Here is a 20,443-nt window from a genome sequence, read left to right as displayed (position 1 = left end):
CGGCACGCCCGGCTCGCCCAGGGCGCATTTTCGGCGCAAAACCCGCTTACGGCGAAGGATTGAAATTCCGTGTACGCGGCCGCGACCCCGGGCGGCCAGGCGAGGAGTGGTGCGAGGAGTGGTGATGAGCCGACAGCCTCCCGATCGGGTGGTGGTGCGCGAGAGGCGCGCCTGGACCGACGAGACCGATGCCTGGAAGCAGGACCGGGCGATCCGCAAGGGTTACCGCATCCGCTGGGGCTACGTCGCCATCGCGTATCTGGTCGAGGCGCTGGTGATCTGCACCTCGCTCGCCGGGGCGTGGTTCTTCGCCGAGACCTATGCCGACAAGCACGACCAGAGCTTCTGGTTCATGCTGCTGGCGCCGATCGTCTACGCGGCGATCGAGCTGTGCCGGGTGCCGCTCGGCATCCTGATCCGGGTCCAGCGCGACTGGCTGATCAAGAGCCTCGCGGTGATCGGCATCGTGATGGCGGCGGGCGTCACCACCAAGTCGGTGTCGCAGCTCGGCGAGATGATGTTCCATCCCCGCCTCGCCGAGGCCTCGAAGGCCCGCACCACCCTGAAGGAGGCGGAAGCCGACCGCGGCACGATCGACAACCGCATCGCCCAGGCCGATGCCCGGGTGGCGCAGTACGCGGCCGAGGCCGCGTCGCTCGAGAAGCGCGCCACCGAGGCCTCGTCCCAGCTCGCCGGCCTGCCGGGCCAGCGCTGCGAGCGCCTGTCGGGCACCAACAGCCGCGGCAAGCGCTACAACTACCTGCGCTGCGTCACCGATCCGCGCACCGCCACCATCGCGGGCAGCCTGAAGAGTGCGGGCGACGAGCGCGCGGTGGTGGCCAGGAACCTGGCCGAGGCCCGCGCCGCCCGGGCCCAGCTCGACCGCGCCGCCGCCGACCGGCGGGTGACGGAAGCCGAGGGCGCCTACCGCGACGCCGTGCGGCGCTCGCAGCTCCATTCCTTCACCGCGATGGTCTACGGCGCCGACCCGGTCGACGTCACCGACCAGCAGGTCCACGCCTTCCTGCGCATCTTCGTCTTCGCGCCGGCCCTCTGCGCTGCCTTCGCCTCGACGCTGCTCGCGCTCTGCGCCGTGCAGGTGCGCCGGACCTACCGCGACGAGGACGACCTCGACACGGTGATGCAGGCCGAGGGCATGCCGCTGCTCCTCAACCAGATCGCCGAGAGCCGGACCATGATGAACGACGCGGAGAGGGCGGTACGGGAGGCGGTGGCGTCCGGCGCCGCGATCCCCCTCGACCAGCGCCGTTCGCCGACCGTGCCGCAGGCCGGCACGCCCCCGGCGCCCCCGACGCGCGACGATGACCGCATCGAGAGACCGAGACCGTGAGCTACCACGCACCGGGCACGCCGGAGAACGTCGCCCTCGCCCAGCACGTCAACGGCCGATTGCGGGCCGAGGCCCGGATCTCCAACGCCCGCGCCTTCCTGTTCCGGGCGATCGGCCTCGGGGCGTTCCTGGGGCTGGCCGGCGCGGGCCTCGGCGCCGCCTTCTACGGCTACGCGACGATGAACGAGGTCGGCAACGCCTCGGACAAGCTGGCCAAGGCGCTGACCCAGGCCCTCGAGACCACGACGCTCAAGACGAGCGGCGAGGTCCGGCTGACCGACAACACCCTCAAGATCGAGGGCGGGGTCCCGGCGGCGAAAGGGCGTCCCGACGTGTCGGCGCTCACCGGCAACCAGGGCAAGACCGAGGCGCCCGCGAGCGCCGCGGCCGCCGTGCGCACGAGCTTCACGGTGTTCAAGACCGTGCCGTATCTCGACGGCTCGATCGTCACCGGCTGGAACTTCAAGGGCGACGAGCAGAAGCCCGAGAAGCAGTATTGCTACGTGACCCGGCCCCAGACCTTCGGCGACGGCGCCACCTCGAACCAGACCACCGTGGCGATCGACGGCGAATTGCTGCCGCAGCCGGCCCGCTCGGAGGTGAACTTTTCCGTCATCGCCCGCAGCTGCGTGTGGTTCGATCCGTCGAAGCTGTGAGGAGGGCGGGGCTCGCCAGCGCCGCCTCCGCCGCCTAGGTTCGGGTCAACGCCCCACGGAATGCGACGCGAGCCCGATGCGCTTCACCGGAACCGAGAACTACGTCGCCACCGGCGACCTCACCATCGCGGTCAACGCCGCCATCACCCTGGAGCGGCCGCTCCTGGTCAAGGGCGAGCCGGGCACCGGCAAGACCGTGCTGGCGGAGGAGATCGCCCGGGGCTTGGGCGCCCCGCTGCTGACCTGGCACATCAAGTCGACCACCAAGGCGCAGCAGGGCCTCTACGAGTACGACGCGGTCTCGCGCCTGCGCGATTCGCAGCTCGGCGACCCGCGGGTGTCGGACATCGCCAACTACATCCGCCGCGGCAAGCTGTGGGAGGCCTTCACCGCCCCCGAGCGGCCGGTGCTGCTGATCGACGAGATCGACAAGGCCGATATCGAGTTCCCGAACGACCTGCTGCTCGAACTCGACCGGATGGAATTCCACGTCTACGAGACCGGCGAGACCGTGCGGGCCGCGCGGCGGCCGATCGTCATCATCACCTCGAACAACGAGAAGGAACTGCCGGACGCCTTCCTGCGCCGCTGCTTCTTCCACTACATCAAGTTTCCCGATGCCGACACGCTCAAGGCGATCGTCGACGTGCATTATCCGGGCATCAAGCAGCGCTTGGTCGAGGAGGCCCTGCGGATCTTCTTCGAGGTGCGCGAGGCGCCGGGGCTGAAGAAGAAGCCCTCGACCTCGGAACTCCTCGACTGGCTCAAGCTCCTGATGGCCGAGGAGATCGGGCCGGAGCAATTGCGCGAGCGCGATCCCCGCAAGCTGATCCCGCCGCTGCACGGGGCGCTCCTGAAGAACGAGCAGGATGTCGGGCTGTTCGAGAAGCTCGCCTTCCTGAGCCGCCGCGAGGGACGCTAGAGCGATGCGCCGCCTGATCCTGCTCCGCCACGCCAAGTCCGACTGGCCCGACGGCACGTCGGACGTCGACCGGCCGCTCGCGCCCCGCGGCCAGGAAGCGGCGCCCAAGATGGCCGCCTACCTGGCGGCGGAGGGGCTGATCCCCGACCGGGTGCTGGTCTCGCCGGCCCGGCGCACGCAGGAGACCTGGGAGCTCGTGCGGCCCGCCCTCGGGGCGGTGCCGGACGAGACCGTGCCGCAGATCTACGAGGCGCCGGTCTCGCGCCTCCTCGACGTGGTGAAGGCGATTCCCGACGAGGCCGCCACGGCCCTGATGATCGGGCACAATCCGGGCTTCCAGGACCTCGCCCGGCTGCTCGGCCGACCCGGCGAGGCGCGGCGGGCGCTGACCAGGAAGTACCCGACCGCGGCGATCACGGTGATCGACTTCGCCGTGGAATCCTGGGCCGAGGTCGAGGCCGGGGAGGGTACGGTCGAGCGGTTCGTGACGCCGAAGAGCCTCGGGCACGGCGAGGACGAGTAGGCAAAGGGGCGGGGAAGCTGCCCTGGTGATCGAGGCCGGGCTGTCGGGGAATCGATGAGGCGCGGATATCCTCCTCTCCCCGCGGGCGGGGAGAGGGCTGATCCCCCGTTCAAGGGGATCAGCAAGCCCGCAGGGCGAGGGTGAGGGGGTTTCTCCGGAAGAGTCTCGCTCGTTGAGACCCCCTCACCCTCGCTCCGGCTGCGCCTGCGCTCGCTGCATTCCCTGAACGGGAACGCAGCCCTCTCCCCGCCCGCGGGGAGAGGAGAAACCCGCGCCTCCCACGGTGGAACGGAGTGACCGGTCCATCACTTGAGACAGCCTTAGCCGCATCAACGCATTCTGGCCGTCGTGATCCTCACCGCCTTCCTCGCCTTGAGCCTCGCGGCCGGACCCGCGACCGATGCGGGCGCCGCCCTGGTCAGGGACGGCGCCACGCGCCTCAGTGACGGGCTCTCCGCACTCTCGACCCTCGCGGCACCGGCGCGCGAGATGCCGGTCTACCGCCCCGAGGCGCGGGCGGTGTCGAACTGGCGAGCCGAGACCCGCGACGGGCTCCTGCCGCTCTCGCTGGCCTGGGCGGCCTGGGCGGCGCCGAACGACCCGGCCTTCGTCGCGCGCTGCGTCAAGCTCAACAATTACTGGTGCATCAAGCGGGCGCGCTGGGACGGCGAGATCGGCGGCGACCAGGAGGGGCATACCGGCTTCGCCACCGCCGGGCAGGGGGCGGATGCCGCGGTCTCGCTGCTGCGACGCTATTACGGCGAGTACGGGCGCCGCTCGGCCCTGGCGATCGTCCGCCGCTGGGCGCCGGCCGAGTGCGGCGCGCCGGCCGCCGCCCGATCGATCATCCCCGGGCGTGCCGCCGCTCCCGCCCGGGCCGCCTCGCCGGCCCTGGCGGCCCTGGCGCCGCAGGGCATCGGCCGCACCCTGCGGGCGCGCTTCCTCGCCGGCCATGGCCGCGGCGGCGCCCCCCGGCGGGTCGCGCGGGCTCCTTCGCGCCCGGTCGCCGCCCCGGCGCCGCGCCCCGTCGCCGGCAACGCCCTGCGGGTCCAGCCCTGGTCGGCGCTGGCCCGGATGCAGGGCCGACCGCGCCAGCCGGTCCGCGCCGTGAAGGCGGCCCCGCTCCCCACCATCGCCACCGGCATCGGCGAGACGGTGCGCCCGATCGCGGCGATCGAGCCGGGTCGGATCCTCGACGGCACACGCCTTGCCGCGGAGGCCGCCGCCCTGCCGACGCTCGCCGCCGCGTCGATCTCGTCGCTGCCGCCGGCCCTGCGCCCACCCGCGCCGCTCTGCGGCTCGGACGAGATCCGCATCCAGAACTACGCCGCCCGCATCGCCGGCAGCGTCGGCGTCAAGCCCGGCGACGATCTCGGCCTGTTCACGCCGGACGGCCACGCCACCGAGCGCCTCGCTCCCGTCCTGCTGGCGATGTCGTCGGTCGAGCTCGGAGCCTTGCGGGCGAGCCCGGCCCTCGTCGCCGCGGCGATCGCCCGGGCCGAGGCCGAGCGCGGGGCGGCCGGACGGCAGGCCGAGGCCGCACCGTAGCCCTTCGCACACCGAGACCTTGCGGAAGCCCCGTCCCCGCGCCACCTCCCCGAACGATAGGAAGCGAGAGCGTATCGCGTGCCGCCCCTGACCGACCTCGCCGCGCGTGCCGGCTCCCTCGCCAAGTCCGTCACCGAGGCGACGCGCTCGCTCGCGGAGGCCTCGAACGACCTCCTGGTCCAGCCGACGGTGCGGCTCGGCGTCACCGGCCTCGCCCGCTCGGGCAAGACGGTGTTCACCACCGCGCTGGTGCACCAGCTCACCGGCCTCCACCCGCTGCCGGCGCTCCGCGCCTCGCAGGAAGGCCGCCTGCGCCGGGCCCGCCTGGTGCCGCAGCCCGACGACGCGGTGCCGCGCTTCCCCTACGAGGACCATTTCGCGGCGCTGACCGACGCGCGGCGCTGGCCGCGCTCGACCGACCGGATCAGCCAGTTGCGCCTCGAGATCGATTACGAGCGCAAGAGCGGCTGGCGCACCGGGCCGGCGAGCCTGATGGTCGACATCGTCGATTACCCGGGCGAGTGGCTGCTCGACCTCGCGCTGATCGAGCAGACCTACGAGGGCTGGTCGCGCGAGACGATCATCGCCGGAGAGCGGCCTGGCCGGGCCGCGATGGCGGCGCCCTGGTTCGCGTCCCTGCGGGCGCTCGATCCGAACCAGCCCCTCGACGAGATCGTGGCCGAGCGGGCGAGCGAGGCCTTCACCACCTACCTCGCCGCGGTGCGGGCCGGCCCCGAGGCGGTCGCCACCACGCCGCCCGGCCGCTTCCTGATGCCGGGCGACCTCGCCGGCTCGCCGGCGCTCACCTTCGCGCCGCTGCTCCTGAACGGGCCGGTCAACCCCGACAGCCTGGGCGGCCTGATGCAGCGCCGCTTCGAGGCCTACAAGCACCGGGTGGTGACGCCGTTCTTCCGCGACCATTTCCAGCGCATCGACCGGCAGATCGTGCTCGTCGACGTGCTGGCGGCGGTCGATGCCGGGCCGGCGGCCCTCGCCGAGCTGGAGGAAGCCCTCGACCGGGTGCTGATGAGCCTGCGGGTCGGGCGCAACAGCCTGTTGTCGCGGTTCTTCGCACCCCGGGCCGACCGGATCCTGTTCGCTGCCACCAAGGCCGACCACCTCCACCATGCCAGCCACGACCGGCTCGACGCGCTGCTGCGCCTCCTCGTCGCCCGGTCGTTGCGGCGCACCGAGGCCGCGGGCGCCCATGTCAGCACCCAGGCGCTCGCCTCGGTGCGCTCGACCCGCGAGACGGTGGTGCATGACGGGCCGCAGGCCTTCCGGGCGGTGGCCGGCACGCCGGAGGCCGGCGAGAGCATCGACGGCGAGACCTTCGACGGCGAGACCGAGGCCGCGATCTTCCCCGGCGAGCTGCCCGAGCGGCCCGAAGCCGTGCTGGAAGGGGCGGTGCCGCCGGGCTCGCTCCGCTTCCCGCGCTTCCGCCCGCCGCCCGTGCCCCGCGACGCGCTCGGCCGCCCCGGCCGCCTGCCGCAGATCCGCCTCGACCGCGCCCTGCACTTCCTGATCGGCGACCGCCTCGCCTGAGGATCCTGATGACGAATCCTCCGACTTCGAAGCCCCGCGCCTTCCGCCTGCCGCCCGCCGGCACGGAGACGGTCGCCACACCCCCGCCGCCCGGCACCGAGACCGCGCTCGCCGACGGCGTGCGGGTGGTGGAGGAGCCGTTCGAGATCGTCGAGGCCGCCGACGGCGTGGCCGTTCCGGTGGCGCCGCGCTCGCGGGCGCCGTGGGCGACGCTGCTGCTCTCGGCCCTCGGGGGGCTCGCTTCGCTCGGCATCGGCCTCGCGATCGAGCGGCTGATCGCCGACCTGTTCTCCGCCGCGCCCTGGCTCGGGATCGTCGCCCTGGTGCTGCTGGCCGTCGCCGTGGTGGCGCTGGCCGCTATCGTCTGGCGCGAGGTGGCAGGCGTCCTGCGCGAGCGCCGGATCGAACACGTGCGCGAGGACGCCCTCGACGCGCTCCGCTCCCGCGACCACAGCGCCGCCAAGGCGGTGGTGCGACAGCTCTCGACCCTCTACGCCGAGCGGCCGGCGGCGAGCGCCGCCCGCGCCCGGCTGGCCGCCCTCGACGACCAGATCCTCGACGTCGAGGACCGGATCGGCATCGCCGAGGCCGAGCTGCTGGCCTCCCTCGACCGCGCCGCCAAGGCGGCGGTGGCCGAGACCGCGAAGCAAGTCTCTGCGGTGACGGCGCTGAGCCCGCGGGCGATCGTCGATGTCGGCTTCGTGATCTTCGCAGGCGTTCGGCTGCTGCGCCGCATCGCCACCATCTATGGCGGCCGGCCCGGCCTGTTCGGCTTCCTGCGCCTCGCCCGGGCGGCTTTGGCCCATCTCGCGGTCACCGGCAGCGTCGCGGTCGGCGACAGCCTGGTGCAGTCGGTGCTGGGTCTGGGCGTCGCGGCGCGAATCTCGGCGAAGCTGGGGGAGGGCGTGCTGAACGGGTTGATGACGGCGCGGTTCGGGCTGGCAGCGGTCGCCGTGTGCCGGCCGCTGCCGTTCACCCGGGAGCCGGCGCCGCGGCTGGGGGATGTGGCGGGGGAGTTGTTGCGGGGTGGGGGTGATGGGGAGGGGCGGGACGGAGCGCGATAGTCGCGTCTCGTCAGGCTGATCTTTCATCCGCCCTTTCCCGGACGACTGCAGCGTCAGCGGAAGGAGATCCGGCATCCAGCCGCAAGACTCGCCGCGAAGCGGCTCTGATTTTTCACCGTTGCAGACGCACGGACGGTTCGCGACGTCGTGTGCTGGTTCCCGGATCTCCTTCCACTTCGTTGCAGTCGTCCGGGAAAGAGGGAGGTTTATGAGAGGCCGGCTGCTCCGTCAGTCCGCCCGCACCTCTCCCGCAGAGCCCCCGACCCGCTCCGCCGCGAACCGCTCCCGCAGCCACGCCGCCGCCGGCCCGCACGGCCGCTGCTTGTGCCAGACCAGCTCCAGCGCGATCGGCCAATCCCCCTGGTCGAACTGCAGATCCGGCGTGACGAGGTACGGCGCCGTCAGCGACGCCGCGATGACGTGATCGGTGACGAAGGCCCAGCCGATCCCGTGCTTCACCATCTCCAAGATCACCCAGTGGCTCTCGACCCACCACACCTCGGCGGCGACCCGCAGGCGGCGCTTCTCCGGCCCGTCGCTGCGGGCGGCGACGAGGATCTGGCGGTGGCGCTTCAGCTCCTCCCACTCCACCCGGGCCTTGGCGAGGGGGTGGTCGCGGCCGCAGACGAGCTTGAGCGGGACCCAGCCGATGGTCTGGAAGCCGAGCTCCGTCGGCAGCACCTCCTGGCGCCACATCACCCCGAGATCGGCGGCACCCGACTGCACCATGCGGCTGACATCCTCCATCAGCGGGAAGAGCAGCTCCAGCTCCACATGCGGGAAGGCCCGGGCGAACGCGGCGAAGAGGGCGCCGAGCGCGTGCTCGGGGTAGAGCTCGTCGATCGCGACCACCAGCCGGTTCTCGACCCGCTGCTCCAGGCTGCGCGCCACGCCGATCAGGTGCTCGCGCCGGTCGAGCACCACCCGGGCCTCCAGGAGCAGCCGCTCCCCCGCCGGGGTGAGGACCGGGTTGCGGCCGGCCCGGCTGAACAGCTCCAGCCCCAGATCGGCCTCGAGATTCGCCACCTGCGTGCTGACGGCCGACTGCGCCTTGCGCAAGGTCCGGGCGGCGCCGGAGAACGACCCGGCCTCGGCCGCCGCCACGAAGGCCTGGAGCTGGTCGAGCGAGACGGCCACCTATCCGATTTCCCGATACATCCTAACTTGCCGGCCGCAGCATCGCCGATAGAACGCCGCGGACCAACCGGATTTTCGGAGCCGCATCGAGAGCCCCGCCATGCGCAGCACACGCGATCGCATCCGCCACGCCCTCCTGTTCGAGGCCATCGGCCTCGCGCTGATCGTCCCGCTCGGGACGGCGCTGTTCGGGCTGCACGCCGCCGAGATGGGCGTGATCGGAATCGGCAGCGCCGTCGCGGCGACGGGGTGGAACTACGTCTACAATCTCGGCTTCGACCACGCGATGCAGCGGCTCGTCGGCCATACGCGCAAGAGCTTGGGCCTCAGGCTGGCGCACGCGGTGACGTTCGAGGCGGGATTGCTGGTGATCCTGCTGCCGCCGATCGCCTGGTATCTCGGGATCGGCCTCGTCCAGGCCTTCGTGATGGATATCGCGATCGCCCTGTTCTACGTCGCCTACGCCTTCGTCTTCAATTGGGCCTATGACCGGGCCTTCCCGCTGAAGGACTGGGGCGAGGTCGCGGCGGAACCGTCGCGGTGACGCGATCCGTCACCGGTTCGACGGTTCGCCTCCGAACCCCATCGGCAGCCCGACGTAATTCTCGGCGATCGCCGTCTGGGCGGCCTTCGACCCGCGGATATAGGCCAGCTCCGCCACCTGCATCCGGCGGGCGAACGCGTCCATGTCGGGGAAGCGGTGGGTGAGGCCGGTGAACCACCAGCTGAACCGCTCGGCCTTCCACACCCGGGCGAGCGCCCGGGCCGAGTAGCCGTCGAGGCCCGACGCATCGCGCTCGGCGTAGTGCAGGGTCAGCGCCTCGGCGAGCATCGCGACGTCGGAGACCGCGAGGTTCATGCCCTTGGCCCCCGTCGGCGGCACGATGTGGGCGGCGTCGCCGGCGAGGAACAGGCGGCCGTAGCGCATCGGCTCGGCGACGAAGCTGCGCAGGGGCGCGATGCTCTTCTCGAAGGAGGGCCCGCGCACCAGCCCGGCGGAGGCCTGCGGCCCCAGGCGCGTCTCGACCTCGTCCCAGAACCGCTCGTCCGACCAATCCTCGATCCGCTCGTCGAGGCCGACCTGGACGTAGTAGCGGCTGCGGGTGGGGGAGCGCATGCTGGCCAGGGCGAAGCCGTGGGCGTGGTTGGCGTAGATCAGCTCGTGGTTGACCGGCGGCACCTCGGCCAGGATGCCGAGCCAGCCGAACGGATAGACCCGCTCGTAGACCTTGAGCACGTCGGCCGGGATCGAGGCCCGCCCGACGCCGTGGAAGCCGTCGCAGGCCGCGACGAAATCGCAGGCGAGGCTCTGCGCGACCCCGTTCCGGGTGAAGGCGACGCTCGGACGGTCGCCGGTGAGCCCGTCGAGCCGCAGGTCCTCGGCCTCGAACACGATCCGCACGCCGCGCGACTCGGCGGCATCGAACAGGTCGCGCATCACCTCCTGCTGGCCGTAGACCGTGACGGCGGAGCCGCCGGTGAGCGCCGCCATGTCGATCCGGAAGATCTCGCCGTCATAGGCGAGGTTGGTGCCGGTATGGACCAGGCCCTCGGCCCTGAGCCGCGCGTCGAGGCCGAGCCGTTCCATCAGGGCGACGGTGCCCTGTTCGAGCACGCCGGCCCGCACCCGGCCCTCGACATAGTCGCGGGTGCGGCGCTCCAGCACCACCGCGTCCACCCCGGCGCGGGCCAGCAGGTGGGCGAGGAACAGGCCGGCCGGACCGGCACCGATGATGGCGACCTGCGTGCGGATCGGGCTGGGCATGGCGTGTTCTCCCGTGGCGCCCCCGTCTCGGCGGAGGCTGCGCGATCCCGAAACGATGACCCGCGCCGGCTCGGTTGACGATGGACGCGGCGCGGAAAAAGTTGGACTGTTCGTTCGTCCCGTCCGTCCGGAAGATCAGGCCCGCGATGCGCCTCGACCCGTCCCAACGTCCTGCGGTGCCGCACTTCTTCCTGTACGGCGAGGCGCCGCGGGACGCCGACGACCGCTTCCTGCACCTCGAAGCCTTGGACGATCGCAGCCGCCCGAACCGCTGGACGATCCGGCCGCACGTCCATTCCGGCCTGCATCAGGTGCTGCTGATCGCCGAAGGGGCGGGGGAGATGCGGGCCGAGGCCGAGCGGCTGACCTTCACGGCCCCGTGCCTGCTGGTGGTGCCGGCCGGCACCGCCCACGGCTTCCGCTTCGCCGACGGCACGGTCGGGACGGTGCTGACCCTCTCGGCGCGCTACCTGCGCGACCTGTGCGGGCGCGAGCCGGACTTGGGCGCCCTGTTCGCCGGCCCGGCGGCCCTGGCGCTGCCGGAGCCGGGCGCGGCCGAGGAGGCTTTGGCCGAACTCGCCCGGGAACTGGCCTGGGCGGCGCCGGGCCGGCGCGGCGCCATCGAGGCCCACCTGCTGCTGCTGCTGGTGGCAGGCCTGCGGCGCCTCGCGGCCCTCAGGGCGCCGCCGGCCCCGCCGGGTCCGCAGGCCCTGCTCGCCGCGCGCTTCCGCGACCTCGTCGAGACGCATCACCGCCGCGACCGCCCGCTCGCGGCCTATGCCGACGATCTCGGGGTGACGGAGGCGCGGCTGCGGGCCGCCTGCCGGGCGGTGGCGGGCGCGAGCCCGGGGCAGATCATCCGCGAGCGCCGCCTGCTCGAGGCCAAGCGCGGCCTGCTCTATTCCGACCTCGGCATCGCCGAGATCGCCTATGGCCTCGGCTTCTCCGACCCGGCCTATTTCTCGCGCTTCTTCGCCAAGGGCACCGGGGAATGCCCCCGGGCGTTTCGTGACAGGCGCGGCGCGGACCGGGGAGAGGCACGATGACGACGGAGCGGGACGGACTGACCCGGCAGGAATTCCTCGGCGGGGTCTTGGCGGCCGCCTCCCTCGGCGGCGGCGCGGCGGCGCAAGGGACGCAGCCAGTCGCGGCCCTGCACCGGCGGCCGATCCCGGCGAGCGGCGAGACCCTGCCGGTGATCGGGCTCGGCACCTGGCGCGGCTTCGATGTCGGCGAGACGCCCGCCGCGCGGGCGCCCTTGCGCGAGGTGGTGACGACGTTGCTCGGGCAGGGCGGCCAGGTGATCGATTCCTCGCCGATGTACGGCCGGGCCGAGGGCGTCACCGGCGACCTCGTGGCGGGACTCGGCGCCCGCGACCGCACTTTCCTCGCCACCAAGGTCTGGACCAGCGGCCGCGAGGCGGGACTCGCGCAGATGCGCCGCTCGCTCCAGCTCCTGCGCGCCGAGCGCCTCGACCTGATGCAGATCCACAACCTGCTCGACTGGCGCACCCACCTGCCGACCCTGCGGGCCTGGAAGGAGGAGGGGCGCCTCCGCTATCTCGGCATCTCGCACTACACCGAGAGCGCCTACGACGCCGTCGAGGCGGTGCTGCGGGCCGAGCGGCTGGACTTCCTCCAGATCAACTACGCCCTCGACGACCGGGCGGCGGAGGAACGGCTGCTGCCGCTCGCCGCCGAGCGCGGCGTGGCGGTGCTGGTCAACCGGCCGTTCGGCGGCGGCGGGCTGCTGCGCCGCCTCGGGGCCAAACCGCTGCCGGACTACGCGGCGGATCTCGGCTGCGCCTCCTGGGCCGAGATCCTGCTGAAATTCGTGGTCTCGCACCCGGCCGTGACCTGCGCGATCCCCGGCACCGCCGATCCCGGCCACATGGCGGCGAACCTGCGTGCCGGCACCGGCCCGATGCCCGACGAAGCCCTGCGCCGGCGCATGGCGGCGACGCTGCCGGCCTGACTTCCTGCCTGACTTCAAGCTGAACCGCTGGATGCCGTAGTAGCTCGGCAGTAGGATGGCCCCGAATCGCGTCGGACCATTCAGTCGATCCCCCCGAAGGGCGGTCGCGGCGCGCCATATTGCTGCCGTTCTGCCTGTGTTAAGGATCCCCCATCCATATCGTTCCCAACACGCACGCGGTCTTGCATGGCCGCGCCGCGTCCGGTTGCGGTTCAAACCAAACAATCCGCCACGATCGAAATGTCCGGGGGTCTCATGCGCAAGTCGTCCGTCGCCGCTCTCGTCCTGTGCGCCGCCCTGCCGGCCAGCCTGCAGCCGGCGGCGGCGGAGGGGCGGAGCTTCAACGGCACCTGGGCGGTCCAGCTCGTCACCGAATCGGGCCTGTGCGACAGCCGCTACACCGTCTCGCTGGCGATCAACGACGGCGACGTGCGGGTGGCCTCGGCGGGGGATGGCGGGGCGACGGTGAGCGGGCGCATCGGGCAGGACGGCAATGTCGGCCTCACGGTGCGCCATGGCTCGGCGAGCGGTGCCGCCGCGGGCCGGCTCCAGGCCAATTCCGGCTCCGGCACCTGGAGCGTGTCGTCGCTCTGCTCGGGCCGCTGGACCGCCCAGCGCCGCTCGACCCGGGTCGCCCAAGCCGACTGATCCAAGCCCGGCTGATCCAAGTCCCCCTGATCCCGGTCAGGATCGCTGCAAGACGCAGCGATCTCCTCCCTCAATGGCCCGTCTTCGCGCGGGCACAGAACCGGCTCCAGTGCTGCGCGTGCACGGTGCTGATGATGCCCGAGGCCCAGACGAGACGCCGGTCGGGCATCAGCGGGGCGTTGTGGCTCTCGAGGTGGTAGGCGCCCCGCTGCGAGCCGCGCAGGATCTTCTTCAGGAAGCGGTGCCCCTCCGCCGTCGTGACCGCGGCGTAGAGATCGACCAGGCGGTCCGGGCTCTCCCCGGCCTCGGCGCAGAGCACCACGTCGTCGGGCTCGTATTTCGGATACATCGATAGGCCGGCGACCCGGAACGCGATGGTGCCGGGCGGCACCCCGAACGGCACCGTGATGCGGAAGAGGTCGCCGTCCGGGCCGGGCTGCTCGTCCCCGGTCTCGATCAAGCCGCCGGCGCTGATCAATCCCTTCACCCCCACCACGACACCCCCGACCGGACCGCCCTCCGCGGGCGGCTCGGGCGCGTCGTCGTCGCCGAACAGCAACCCCTTGGCGGTGACCTCGACGCCGTCGCGGCGGAAGCGCGCGGCGTAGCGCTCGGCATCGTCCTGGCCGATGGTCCGGGTGCCGGCCTCGTGCGCCCGGTAGGTGCTCTCCGGCCAGGCATTCTGCAAAGCGGCGTCCCGCGCCGAGCGGTAGCCCGCGGCGAGGCGCGCCTGTCGCAGCCGCTCGCCCTGCGCGGCCCGAACCTGGTTCTCTCCCGATTGAATCACCTCAGCGAACATCCTCGACACTTGAGGTATTGAGCAAAATCATTACATCATGTAGCTACTTTGGCTGCAAGGCCAGGGGCGAGCATCGCTGTTCGCGCGTGCCCATTCTGCATCCTACCTCAAGGGCAGCCTTGCGCCGTGTCCCTCGTTGCGGGAGTCGCCGATGATCCACCGTTTCCTTGACGCCCGGTGCCGCCCGCCCGACGGGGGAGACCTCCGGTGGCGCAACGCCGGAGCGGGACCGGGCGATCCGGGACGCGGACTCCCGGCGCAGCCGGGCGGCGAATCGCCGCAACGGGGCAGGGCGAGGTGGGGAAGCCGTCGCGCGCCGCGGCCCGCCGGTGCAGGAGGGGCGGATGAAGGTAGCCCTGATCGTGCTCTGGACCCTCGCGGCGGGGGTCGGCCTGTTCCTGATGGTGCGCGCCCGGATCATCCGTGCGACCGAGGCGCTGACGCGGGAGGCCGAGCGCGAGCGGATCGGCGCGCCGCCCGCGAACGGGGGCGAACCGGACCGTCCCGGCGGAGCCTGACCGGCTCGCCGGCGGGGAGGGCGGCGTGAGCAAGCCGACGCGCCGCATCGCCCGCCGCCGCCGCGAGGCCTTGGCCCGCAATCATCCTCCGGCCGACCGGGCCGACGAGATCCGGCGGCGCCGCCGCCGGCGGGTCCGGCCCGTCCGGATCGTGCTCGCGGCCGACCGGGTCTGGATGGTCGCCGAGACCAAGGCCCGTTGGGCCGCCCGCGCCGCCCGCGACCTCGAGGCCGCCGGCATCGCCACCTTCGATCCGCGGGAGGAGGTCGAGCTGACCTCTCCGACCGGCCGGCGTCGCACCGCCCGGGTGCCGCTCCTGCACCGCATGCTGTTCGTGGGCCTGCGCGACGACGCCGACCTCGCGCGGGTCGAGGCCCATCCCGGCATCGACCGGATCCTGTTCCGCGACGGCCGCGCCGTCATCATCGCCGCCGGCGTGCTCCAGGGCTTCGCCGACGCGATCACCGGATATGGCGGGCATCGTGGCATCCCCGGGGGCGAGGATGCCGGCCACGCGGAGGCGGTGAGGGCGGTCCTGTTCGCTCTCGGCGACGGCGTGCGGGTGATCGGCGGGCCGCTCGCGGCCCTGTCCGGCACGGTCGAGGGCGTCGATCCGGCCCGCCGGCGCTACCGGGTCGCCCTGTCGCTGTTCGGGCGCGAGACCCCGGTGGTGCTCGACGAGGACCAGCTCGCACGGGACTGATCCGTTAAAAAAATCGCGCCCCGCCGAAGAGAACATTTGACGAACATCGGCGGGGCGGGTACAAGGATCCCAGGTTATCCAGGTCTGCGGCCTGCCCTTCGAGGAAGTGGCCGCTCGACTGCCCCGCGACGCGGGGATGTGTCCCTGGACCCGGCCCACGGCATCACCGAGGCGAAGGGCGGCTCGTCTCCGCGGGCCCCCCGCCACGGATCGGCCGCGCCTTCCCACGTCCCGAAGATCCCGACCTCCCGAAGAGGCGATATGGCCAAGAAGCAGTCGTCCCGCCGAGTCATCGACTGGGCGGGCATCGCCGCGGCCTACCGGGCCGAGCCGGGGGCCGGGCCCGCCATCGCGCGCCGGTTCGGCATCAGCCCGTCGACCCTGCGGCGCCGGGCCCGGGCGGAAGGCTGGGCGCGCGACGCCCCGGCCCCCCTGGACATCCTCGACGCGGGCGACGTGCGCGGCGGACACCGCATCGTGGTGGCGCAGGGCGCGGCCCTGACGTTGCAGCTCCTCGACGACCTCCAGGCCGCGGCCGAGGAGCCCGGCCCGGAGGACGGCACCGAGGAGGGCGGGCTCGCCCGCGCGGCCATCCTGCAGAAACGCGTCGCGGCTTTGCGCGACCTCGCCGCCGCGGCGCGGCTGTGGATCGCGCTCGAGCGCCAGGCCTGGGACCTCGACGGCAAGGGGGAGGGCAAACAGCGTGACGACTGCCCGATCGCGGATCCCGAGGCCGCCTTCCGCCTCCTCGACGAGGGCCAGCGGGCCCAGCTCCGGGCCATCGCCGAGCGCCTGGCTGAGCGACCCGCCGGCCCTGCTGCGGGCGCTCGACCGGCTCGATAGCGAGGAGAGCCTGGCGGGCTTCGTGCGCCGGGCTTGGCCGGTGATCGAGCCGGGCGCGCCCTACATGCATGGCTGGCACATCGACGCAGTCAGCGCCCATCTCGAAGCCGTCACCGCCGGGGAGATCACACGGCTGCTGATCAACGTGCCGCCCGGCACGATGAAGAGCCTGCTCGCCGGGGTGTTCTGGCCGGCCTGGGAATGGGGCCCGAAGAACCGCCCGGCGCTCCGCACCGTCGCAGTCTCGCATACCGAGCGGCTGGCGCTCCGCGACAACCTGCGCACGAGGCGCCTGATCACCTCGCCCTGGTACCGGGACCTATGGGGCGAGCGGGTGCGCCTCACCCGCGACCAGAACCGTAAGGGCCGGTTCGAGACCACGGCGACGGGCTTGCGCGAGGCGGTCTCGGCCGGCTCGATCACCGGCTCGCGCGGCGACCGGGTGATCCTCGACGATCCGATCTCGGTCGACGGCGCCAATTCCGAGCGGGTGCGCGAGGGAATCGCGCAGTGGTTCCTGGAGGCGGTCCCGACCCGCCTCAACGACCCCGTCCGCTCGGCGATCGTGGTGATCATGCAAAGGCTGCACGAGCGCGACCTGTCGGGCGTGATCCTGGCGCGGAACCTCGGCTACGAGCACCTGATGCTGCCGATGGAGTTCGAGCCGGAGCGCGCCTGCGCCACCCGCATCGGCTTCCGCGATCCGCGCCGGGAGCCGGGCGAACTGCTGTTTCCCGCCCGCTTTCCGCGGGAAGCGGTGGAGCGCGACAAGGCCACGATGGGCGAGTACGCGGCGGCCGGCCAGTACCAGCAGCGGCCGGCCCCCCGGGAGGGCGGGCTGTTCAAGCGCGGCTGGTTCAGCCTGGTGCGGGCGGTGCCGGCGGGCTGCGCCACGGTGCGGGCCTGGGACCTCGCGGCAAGCGTGCCGCGCGGCGGGCGCGGGCCGGACTACACCGCCGGGGTCAAGCTCGCGCGCGGCGCAGACGGGCATCTCTACGTCGTCGACGTGCGCCGCGACCGGCTCTCGGCCGGCGGCGTCGAGCGGCTGATCCTGGCGACGGCCGCCGCGGACGGCCCGTCCTGCCGGATCTCGCTGCCGCAGGATCCCGGCCAGGCCGGCAAGGCGCAGGCCCAGTACCTCGTCTCGCGCCTCGCCGGCTACGACGTGCGGGCCAGCCCTGAGAGCGGCGACAAGGCGACCCGGGCCGCCCCGGTCTCGGCCCAGGCCGAGGCCGGCAACCTGCACCTCGTCGTCGGGCCCTGGAACGAGGCCCTCCTTGACGAGCTCTGCGCCTTCCCCAACGGCGCCTTCCTCGACCAGGTCGACGCCCTCTCGCGCGCCTTCGCGGCGCTCTCCCGGCCGGGATACGGCCTGCTCGGAGTCCTGTGATGTGGCTCGCCGACCGCCTCGCCAACCTCGTCTCCGGCCTCGGCGGCCCGCGGGACAAGAGCACCGGCAACCTGCACGTCCACGTGCCCCGGGCCCGGGCGGAACTGGATGCCGCCTACCGGGACAACTGGCTCGCCCGCAAGGTCGTCGACATCGTGCCGTTCGACATGCTGCGCGAGTGGCGCGCCTGGCAGGCCCCGCCCGACATCGCGGCGGCGCTCGCGGCGAGCGAGGAGCGTCTTGCCTTGCGCGACCGCCTGCTGCGGGCCTTGCGGCTCGCGCGGCTGCATGGCGGCGCCGCGCTGCTGATCGGCGACGGCGCGCCCGACCCGGCCCTGCCGCTCGATCCCGAGACGCTCGGGCAGGGGGGATTGCGCTACCTCCACGTCCTGCCCCGCGGCCGGATCCAGGCCGGCGGCATCGAGCGCGACCCGCTCTCGCCCTGGTTCGGGGAGCCCAAGGACTACACCATCGCGGGGGGCCAGGCGGTGCACCCGTCCCGGGTGGTGCGCCTCCTCGGCGCGGCCCTGCCGGACGACGCCGTCAGTGACGGGTGGGGCGACAGCGTGCTCCAGGCGCTGCTGGAGGCGATCGACCAGGCGACGGCGGCGTCCGCCCACATCGCCGCGATGCTGCCGGAAGCCAAGCAGGACGTGATCTCGGTGCCGGGCCTGTCGCAGCACCTGTCGACCGAGGACGGCACCGCTGCGCTCACCGAGCGCTTCGCCTACGCGGCCCGGATGAAGGGACTGTTCGGGATGCTGCTGCTCGAAGGCGACGGCCGCGCGCCGGAGGGCGAGCGCTACCAGCAGAAGCAGCTCGATTTCTCCGGCCTGCCGGAGGTGGCCCGCCTCTTCCTCCAGGTTGCGGCCGGCGCCGCCGACATCCCGGTGACGCGGCTGCTCGGCCAGTCGCCCGCCGGCCTCAACGCCACCGGCGAATCCGACATCCGCAACTACCACGACCATGTCGCGGCGCGGCAGAATGTCGAGCTCACCCCGGCCATCGCCCGGCTCGACCGGCTGCTGATCCGCGACGGCCTCGGCCGCTCCGACCCCGCCCTGCGCTACGCCTGGCGGCCGCTCGCCCAGGCGAGCGAGCGCGAGAGGGCGGAAATCGGCCGCCTCAAGGCCGAGACCGCCGCGATGCTCGCCCGCGAGGGCGTGGTGCCGGCGGAAGCCCTGTCCCGCGGCGTCGAGGGCTGGCTGTCGGCCGCCGACCTCTTCCCCGGCATCGCCGCGGCCTTCGGCCGGCCGGCGGGCTGAGCGACGTTCAACCCACTCCCGAGCAGGCCGACACGGTCACATCGCCGAGATGGGCGCGGGTTCTCTCCTCTCCCCGCGGGCGGGGAAAGGGCTCCGGCGACCTCGCCGTCGACGGAGCTAGCGAAGGCGAAGCTGGAGCGAGGGTGAGGTGCCGGAGGAGCCTCTCCCGGAGACACCCCCTCACCCTCGGCGACCGCCTCGCTGCGTTCCCTGAACGGGAACACAGCCCTCTCCCCGCCCGCGGGGAGAGGAGAGATGCGCACGACCCGGCGTGTGAACGGACGAACCCGCACGGGCAAGGCGCTTCCCACCTCCCACCACGAGACCCACCCCCATGCATCTCTTCGACAGGTTCAGCCTCGGCCCCGCGGCCGAGATCGCGGGCGCGCGCCCGCTCGGCAACGGCGCCCTGGTGGTGCAGGCCCGCGCCGCGCGGGCCGGCAACGTCCAGGTCTATCGCGGCGACGAGGTCGCGCGGCCGGACCTCGCGCAGGTCCGGATCTACCGCGACCCGGACGAGATCTTCCGGGCCGAGTCCTTGCGCAGCTTCGGCCACAAGCCGGTCACCCTCGATCATCCGCCCGAGGCGGTGACGCCGCGGACCTGGCGCGGGGTCGCCCGCGGCCATGTCGGCGACGAGGTGGTGCGCGACGGCGCCTTCGTCCGCATCCCGATGCTGCTCGCCGATTCCGCGGCGATCGCGGCGGTGCAGGGCGGGCGGCGCGAGGTCTCGGTCGGATATACCTGCGACCTCGACTGGACCCCCGGCACCGCCCCGGACGGCAGCCCCTACGACGCCCGCCAGACGAAGGTCGTCGTCGACCACGTCGCCATCGTGGCGCAGGGCCGCGCCGGGCCAGAATGCCGGATCGGCGATGCGGATCTGGGCCAGCGCCTCGCCAACGCGGAGCGGCGCGCGGAGGCCGCCGAGGCGGCCCTGGCCGAGCGCGAGGGCGAGGTCGCGGCGCTCCGCGCCCGGGTGCCGGACGCGACCGCCCTCGACGCGCTGGCGGCCGAGCGCGGCGCCCTGGTCGCCGACGCCCGCCGGATCCTCGGCGAGGCCTTCGACCCGACCGGCCTGACGCCCGAGGCGATCCGGCGTGCGGCGGTCGCCCGGGCGCTCGGCGAGGCGGAGGCCGCCGCGATGGCGCCTGCGGCGATCGAGGGCGCCTTCCGGGTCGTCGCCGCCGGACCGCCCCACGCCGTCCCACCCCACGCCCCGGATCCGCTGCGCGACGCCCTGCGGCACCGGTCCGTCGACGCCCTCACGCCCGAGGCGGCCCACGCCGCCATGGTCGAGACCCTCCGCAACGCCTGGAAACCCGCAGGAGCCCGCTGATGCCCCCCGTCCAGACCAGCTATCCCGGCCGGCCGGCCGCCGCCTACGAGGGCATGGCCGCCGACCAGAACCCGGCCACGGTCGTGAGCCGCACCGTCGAGACCGCGGAGGGGATCGGCTTCGGCCGCGCCGCCTTCCAGGGCGCCCGCGACGAGGGCATCGCCGCCGCCGGCGCGGTGTTCCGCGGCATCGTGCTGGCCGACCGCAACGCCCGGCCGAGCCCGAGCGGGGCCGACCTCTTCGCCAAGGGTGAGACCGCGGCCGTCATGACGTCCGGCGCCGTCTGGGTCGTGACGGCCTCGGCCGCGAGCGCCGGCAGCCCCGCCTACGTCACGCCCGCCGGCGCCCTCACGGCCGCCGCCTCCGGCAACGCCCCGATCGCGAACGCCCTGTTCGACACCTCGGCCCCCGCCGGCGGCCTCGTCCGCCTGCGCCTGAACTGACGAGAGCCC

21 protein-coding genes are annotated in these 20,443 nt (G+C 73.2%); 18 read left to right on the top strand and 3 right to left on the bottom strand.

Annotation, left to right across the window (positions count from 1 at the left end):
* The first annotated feature begins 124 nt into the window (after positions 1-124).
* The 7 genes from FF100_RS04245 (at position 125) to FF100_RS04215 (ending at position 7,609) form a co-directional block, all read left to right on the top strand.
* On the top strand, positions 125-1,351 hold the full coding sequence (locus tag FF100_RS04245; RefSeq protein ID WP_246101918.1) for an ATPase: 1,227 nt from the start codon (positions 125-127) through the stop codon (positions 1,349-1,351).
* On the top strand, positions 1,348-2,007 hold the full coding sequence (locus FF100_RS04240) for a hypothetical protein (protein WP_139034347.1): 660 nt from the start codon (positions 1,348-1,350) through the stop codon (positions 2,005-2,007). The genes FF100_RS04245 and FF100_RS04240 overlap by 4 nt, the downstream gene beginning before the upstream one ends.
* Positions 2,008-2,083: 76 nt before the next feature.
* Entirely contained in the window at positions 2,084-2,929 is an 846-nt protein-coding gene (locus FF100_RS04235) for an AAA family ATPase (protein WP_139034346.1), read from the top strand.
* Between the two features lie 4 nt (positions 2,930-2,933).
* The gene (locus tag FF100_RS04230; RefSeq protein ID WP_139034345.1) at positions 2,934-3,452 is read left to right on the top strand and encodes a SixA phosphatase family protein; all 519 of its coding nucleotides are present in this window, start codon (positions 2,934-2,936) and stop codon (positions 3,450-3,452) included.
* Between the two features lie 348 nt (positions 3,453-3,800).
* Positions 3,801-5,000 (top strand): hypothetical protein, encoded by a 1,200-nt coding sequence (locus FF100_RS04225; protein WP_139034344.1) that lies wholly within the window; start codon positions 3,801-3,803, stop codon positions 4,998-5,000.
* 78 nt (positions 5,001-5,078) lie between these two features.
* A complete protein-coding gene (locus FF100_RS04220) occupies positions 5,079-6,545 on the top strand; it encodes a YcjX family GTP-binding protein (RefSeq protein ID WP_139034343.1) in 1,467 nt (488 codons plus the stop codon).
* Between the two features lie 8 nt (positions 6,546-6,553).
* Positions 6,554-7,609, top strand: a complete 1,056-nt coding sequence (locus FF100_RS04215; RefSeq protein ID WP_139034342.1) for a TIGR01620 family protein — start codon at positions 6,554-6,556, stop codon at positions 7,607-7,609.
* A 228-nt stretch (positions 7,610-7,837) separates the two neighbouring features.
* Here the strand turns inward: FF100_RS04215 and FF100_RS04210 are convergent, their stop codons facing one another.
* A complete protein-coding gene (locus FF100_RS04210) occupies positions 7,838-8,746 on the bottom strand; it encodes a LysR family transcriptional regulator (protein WP_139034341.1) in 909 nt (302 codons plus the stop codon).
* Between the two features lie 100 nt (positions 8,747-8,846).
* On the opposite strand from FF100_RS04210, the gene FF100_RS04205 reads away from it, so the two are divergent.
* On the top strand, positions 8,847-9,290 hold the full coding sequence (locus FF100_RS04205) for a PACE efflux transporter (RefSeq protein WP_139034340.1): 444 nt from the start codon (positions 8,847-8,849) through the stop codon (positions 9,288-9,290).
* Positions 9,291-9,299: 9 nt separating this feature from the next.
* Here FF100_RS04205 and pobA read toward each other — a convergent pair whose 3' ends face one another.
* Entirely contained in the window at positions 9,300-10,499 is a 1,200-nt protein-coding gene (gene pobA / locus FF100_RS04200) for a 4-hydroxybenzoate 3-monooxygenase (RefSeq protein WP_139034880.1), read from the bottom strand.
* A gap of 158 nt (positions 10,500-10,657) precedes the next feature.
* On the opposite strand from pobA, the gene FF100_RS04195 reads away from it, so the two are divergent.
* From FF100_RS04195 to FF100_RS04185, 3 genes are all read left to right on the top strand, one after another.
* The gene (locus FF100_RS04195) at positions 10,658-11,557 is read left to right on the top strand and encodes a helix-turn-helix domain-containing protein (RefSeq protein WP_139034339.1); all 900 of its coding nucleotides are present in this window, start codon (positions 10,658-10,660) and stop codon (positions 11,555-11,557) included.
* Complete coding sequence (locus tag FF100_RS04190) at positions 11,554-12,486, top strand: aldo/keto reductase (RefSeq protein ID WP_139034338.1); 933 nt, start codon at positions 11,554-11,556, stop codon at positions 12,484-12,486. The genes FF100_RS04195 and FF100_RS04190 overlap by 4 nt, the downstream gene beginning before the upstream one ends.
* 255 nt (positions 12,487-12,741) lie before the next feature.
* Positions 12,742-13,134, top strand: coding sequence for a hypothetical protein (locus FF100_RS04185; RefSeq protein ID WP_246101917.1), 393 nt, complete (start codon positions 12,742-12,744; stop codon positions 13,132-13,134).
* A gap of 70 nt (positions 13,135-13,204) precedes the next feature.
* Here FF100_RS04185 and FF100_RS04180 read toward each other — a convergent pair whose 3' ends face one another.
* On the bottom strand, positions 13,205-13,921 hold the full coding sequence (locus FF100_RS04180) for a LexA family transcriptional regulator (RefSeq protein ID WP_246101916.1): 717 nt from the start codon (positions 13,919-13,921) through the stop codon (positions 13,205-13,207).
* Between the two features lie 356 nt (positions 13,922-14,277).
* Between FF100_RS04180 and FF100_RS36900 the strand changes: the two genes are divergently transcribed.
* From FF100_RS36900 to FF100_RS04150, 7 genes are all read left to right on the top strand, one after another.
* Complete coding sequence (locus FF100_RS36900; protein ID WP_171070045.1) at positions 14,278-14,451, top strand: hypothetical protein; 174 nt, start codon at positions 14,278-14,280, stop codon at positions 14,449-14,451.
* A 25-nt stretch (positions 14,452-14,476) separates the two neighbouring features.
* Positions 14,477-15,154: a transcription termination/antitermination protein NusG gene (gene nusG, locus FF100_RS04175; RefSeq protein ID WP_139034335.1), complete on the top strand. Its 678-nt coding sequence runs from the start codon at positions 14,477-14,479 to the stop codon at positions 15,152-15,154.
* A 261-nt stretch (positions 15,155-15,415) separates the two neighbouring features.
* The gene (locus FF100_RS04170; RefSeq protein WP_139034334.1) at positions 15,416-15,997 is read left to right on the top strand and encodes a hypothetical protein; all 582 of its coding nucleotides are present in this window, start codon (positions 15,416-15,418) and stop codon (positions 15,995-15,997) included.
* Between the two features lie 22 nt (positions 15,998-16,019).
* Positions 16,020-17,387, top strand: a complete 1,368-nt coding sequence (gene terL, locus FF100_RS04165) for a phage terminase large subunit (protein ID WP_139034333.1) — start codon at positions 16,020-16,022, stop codon at positions 17,385-17,387.
* Positions 17,387-18,652, top strand: a complete 1,266-nt coding sequence (locus tag FF100_RS04160) for a DUF1073 domain-containing protein (RefSeq protein WP_139034332.1) — start codon at positions 17,387-17,389, stop codon at positions 18,650-18,652. Before terL ends, FF100_RS04160 begins: the two co-directional genes overlap by 1 nt.
* A 334-nt stretch (positions 18,653-18,986) precedes the next feature.
* The gene (locus FF100_RS04155) at positions 18,987-19,991 is read left to right on the top strand and encodes a DUF2213 domain-containing protein (RefSeq protein ID WP_139034331.1); all 1,005 of its coding nucleotides are present in this window, start codon (positions 18,987-18,989) and stop codon (positions 19,989-19,991) included.
* Positions 19,991-20,434: a structural cement protein Gp24 gene (locus tag FF100_RS04150; protein WP_139034330.1), complete on the top strand. Its 444-nt coding sequence runs from the start codon at positions 19,991-19,993 to the stop codon at positions 20,432-20,434. Before FF100_RS04155 ends, FF100_RS04150 begins: the two co-directional genes overlap by 1 nt.
* Positions 20,435-20,443: the final 9 nt, after the last annotated feature.

Origin of the sequence: Methylobacterium terricola (assembly GCF_006151805.1) — a bacterium.
GTDB lineage: Bacteria > Pseudomonadota > Alphaproteobacteria > Rhizobiales > Beijerinckiaceae > Methylobacterium > Methylobacterium terricola.
The sequence above is the reverse complement of the archived record's forward strand: the minus strand, read 5'-3'. Positions and strand labels throughout refer to the sequence as shown.